This window comes from Methylobacterium sp. WL18, assembly GCF_008040015.1.
Classification (GTDB): domain Bacteria; phylum Pseudomonadota; class Alphaproteobacteria; order Rhizobiales; family Beijerinckiaceae; genus Methylobacterium; species Methylobacterium mesophilicum.
On the sequence record NZ_VRVD01000474.1, the window covers coordinates 1 to 3,679 of the forward strand.

General features: G+C 69.7%; 4 protein-coding genes. All 4 read left to right on the top strand.

Annotated elements, in window-relative coordinates; genetic code table 11:
* On the top strand, positions 1 to 2,183 hold a 2,183-nt coding region (locus FV228_RS23165), incomplete at its 5' end, for a hybrid sensor histidine kinase/response regulator (protein ID WP_246694006.1).
* Between the two features lie 45 nt (positions 2,184 to 2,228).
* Positions 2,229 to 2,720: a chemotaxis protein CheW gene (locus FV228_RS23170; protein ID WP_147856738.1), complete on the top strand. Its 492-nt coding sequence runs from the start codon at positions 2,229 to 2,231 to the stop codon at positions 2,718 to 2,720.
* Between the two features lie 10 nt (positions 2,721 to 2,730).
* Positions 2,731 to 3,123, top strand: coding sequence for a response regulator (locus tag FV228_RS23175; RefSeq protein ID WP_147856739.1), 393 nt, complete (start codon positions 2,731 to 2,733; stop codon positions 3,121 to 3,123).
* 45 nt (positions 3,124 to 3,168) lie between these two features.
* A partial coding sequence (locus tag FV228_RS23180; protein WP_147856740.1) for a response regulator occupies positions 3,169 to 3,679 on the top strand: 511 nt, incomplete at its 3' end.

Sequence of the window (3,679 nt, forward strand, 5' to 3'; positions counted from 1 at the left end):
AGGCACCCAAGCCCGCCGCTGCCAAACCCGCCGCCCCCGTCGTGCTCAAGGCCGAGCCGGCCGAGGCCGATTCGGGCAGGGCCGAGCCGGCGGGTGACACCGAGGCCGTGGTGGCCACCGAGACCACGGCGGCCGGAAAGATCCAGACGATCCGCGTGAACGTGGATACGCTCGAGCACCTGATGACCATGGTCTCGGAGCTTGTGCTGACCCGCAACCAGCTCCTCGAGATCGCCCGCCGGCACGAGGATTCGAGCTACAAGGTTCCGCTCCAGCGCCTGTCCCACGTCACCGCCGAGCTGCAGGAAGGTGTCATGAAGACGCGCATGCAGCCGATCGGCAGCGCCTGGCAGAAGCTGCCGCGCGTCGTGCGCGACCTCTCGGCCGAACTCGGAAAGCAGATCGACCTCGTGATGGTCGGCGCGGAGACCGAGCTGGACCGGCAGGTCCTCGAGGTGATCAAGGACCCGCTGACCCACATGGTCCGCAACTCGGCCGATCACGGCCTCGAGTCCACCGCCGGGCGCATCGCGGCGGGCAAGCCGGCCCGCGGCACGATCCGCCTCGCCGCCTACCACGAGGGCGGCACGATCACGATCGAGATCGCCGACGACGGCAAGGGCCTCGACCTCGCGGCGATCCGCAAGAAGGCGGTAGAGCGCGGGCTGGCGGCCCAGGCCGATGTCGAGCGGATGACCGACGCGCAGGTCGCCAAGTTCATCTTCGACGCCGGGTTCTCGACCGCGGCGGCGGTCACCTCGGTGTCGGGCCGCGGCGTCGGCATGGACGTGGTCAAGACCAACATCGAGACCATCGGCGGCATCATCGACATCGCCACCACGGCGGGCCGCGGCACCACCTTCACCATCAAGATCCCGCTGACCCTGGCCATCGTGGCCGCCCTGATCGTGCGCGCCGGCGAGCATCGCTTCGCGCTGCCGCAGGTGGCCGTGCTCGAACTGGTGCGGGTCGATGCCGGGGCGCAGCGGGTCGAGCGCATCAACGGTTCGCCGGTGCTGCGCCTGCGCGAGCGGCTGCTGCCGATCGTGTCGCTCACCGGTCTGCTCGGGCAATCGGCCGACTCGGGCGAGGAGGCGACGCAGGCGGGCTTCGTGGTGGTGGCCCAGGTCGGGCGCGAGCGCTTCGGCATTCTGGTCGACGAGGTCTTCCACACGGAGGAAATCGTCGTGAAGCCGATGTCGGCCAAGCTGCGGCACATTCCGATGTTTGCCGGCAACACGATCCTCGGCGACGGCGCCGTGGTGCTGATCGTCGATCCCAACGGCGTGGCCCGGCAGGTCGCCCAGGGCGTCCAGGGCAGCAACAGCCATGCCGATCCCGACGCCGAGGCGGAGATGTCCGACGGCATCGACTCCAAGACCACGCTCCTGGTGTTCAAGGGCGGCCAGGGCAGCTTCAAGGCGGTGCCGCTCTCCCTGGTGACCCGCCTCGAAGAGATCGAGTGCGACAAGGTCGAGTGGCTGGGCGGCCGTCCGCTGATCCAGTACCGCGGCCGGCTGATGCCGCTGGTCCCGGCCGACTCGGCGATCACGATCCGCTCCGAAGGCACCCAGGCGCTGGTGGTGTTCTCCGACGGCGAGCGCGCCATGGGCCTGGTGGTCGATGAGATCGTCGACATCGTCGAGGAGCGCCTCGACATCGAGATCGCAGCCGACCGCTCGGACCTGATCGGCTCGGCGGTGCTGCGTGGCCGCGCCACCGACATCATCAACATCGCCCACTTCCTGCCGCTCGCCTACGACGACTGGGCGCGCGGCCCGAAGAAGTCGGAGCAGGTCTCGACGCTCCTTCTGGTCGACGACTCGGCCTTCTTCCGCGACATGCTGAGCCCGGTGCTGAAGGCCGCGGGCTATCAGGTCATCACCGCGGCGAGCGCCGATGCCGCGTTGGCACTCCTCCAGTCGGAGACCCGGATCGAGATCGTGGTCACCGACCTCGAGATGCCCGGCCGCAGCGGCTTCGACCTCGTCGCCGCCATGCGGGCTTCCGAGCCGCGCCTCGCCGGCCTCCCGGTGATCGGCCTGACCGGGTCGGTCGGGGCCGAGGCGGTGGAGCGGGCCCGGGCGCTGGCGATCAGCGACCTCGTGGCCAAGTTCGACCGCAGCGGACTGATCGCGGCCCTGGCCGAGATCAGCGCCACGGATGTCTCTCAAGCCGCCTGATCCCGGCACCGCCCGCCCTACGACGATCGAACCCGGAGAGTTCTGATGCAGGCTGCCAATGCCAACGGCGCCGAGACCGGCCCCACCGACGACTATGTCACCGTGTTCGTGGGCGACACCCTGTTCGGCCTGGCGATCGAGCGCGTCCACGACGTGTTCGTCCCCTCCGGCGTGACGCCGGTGCCGCTGGCGCCATCCGAGATCGTCGGCCTGCTGAACCTGCGCGGCCGCGTGGTCACGGCGGTGTGCCTGCGTCGGCGCCTGGGCCTGCCCGATGCCGTGGTGCAGGACGAGAAGGCCAATCCCAAGATGGCGATCGGCCTGGAGCAGGGCGGCGAGACCTTCGCGCTCGTGGTCGACGGCGTCGGCGAGGTGCTGAAGCTCGGCACCGACAGCCGCGAGGCGGTGCCGATCAACCTGGATCCGCGCTGGCGCAACCTCGCCACCTGCGTCCACCGCCTCGACGGCCGCCTCCTGGTGATCCTCGACGTGGACGCGCTCCTCGGCTTCAGCGCTGCCGGCGCGAAGGCCGCGTGAAGGAGGGGGTATGAAAGCGCCACACGAGACGACCTGCCTGGTGGTCGACGATTCCGCGGTGATCCGGAAGGTCGCGCGGCGGATCATCGAGGCCCTCGGCATCAATGTGAGCGAGGCCGAGGACGGCAGCGCCGCGCTCGAAGTCTGCGCGGCCGGCATGCCGGACGCGATCCTGCTCGATTGGAACATGCCGAACATGGACGGCTACACGTTCCTCCAGGCCCTGCGCCAGAGCGAGGGGGGGACCGTCCCGAAGGTCCTGTTCTGCACCACCGAGAACGATGTCGGGGCGATCGCCCGGGCGCTCCGAGCGGGGGCGGACGAGTACATCATGAAGCCCTTCGACCGCGACATCCTGGCGGCCAAGCTCGAACAGGTCGGTCTCGTCGCAGACGCGGCCTGAATCGGCGCCGACCCCAACCGCGACCCAGTACCCGAGGCAAACATCATGGCCCTGAGCCCCGCGGTCGTCCCGCTTCGCAGTCCGCCTGCGCAATCCACGACATCCACGGCGGCTCCGATCCGGGTGCTGATCGCCGACGATTCGGCCGTCGTGCGCGGGCTCGTCGCTCGTTGGATCGCCGAGGCCGGGTTCGAACTCGCCGGGACCGCCTCGAACGGCCGCATCGCCCTGGAGATGATGGCCAAGCACGACCCGGACGTCGTGCTGCTCGACATCGAGATGCCGGAACTCGACGGCAAGACGGCGCTGCCGCGCATGCTGGCGATGAGCCCGAATCTCCAAGTCGTGATGATGTCGACGCTGACCACGCGCAACGCCGACATCTCGCTGAAATGCCTCGCCCTCGGCGCCGTCGACTACATCGCCAAGCCCGAGAGCAACCGCGGCGTCACCACCTCGGAGACGTTCCGAGTCGAGCTGATCGAGCGCGTGCGGGTGTTCGGCGCCGCCCGGGCCCGGGCCCGGCGTCCCATGGGCGCCCCGGGCGCCCATGGGA

Coding starts and splice junctions, on each gene's coding strand:
- FV228_RS23170 (WP_147856738.1), top strand. CDS start 2,229: ATGCAGGCTGCCAATGCCAACGGCGCCGAGACCGGCCCCACCGACGAC.
- FV228_RS23175 (WP_147856739.1), top strand. CDS start 2,731: ATGAAAGCGCCACACGAGACGACCTGCCTGGTGGTCGACGATTCCGCG.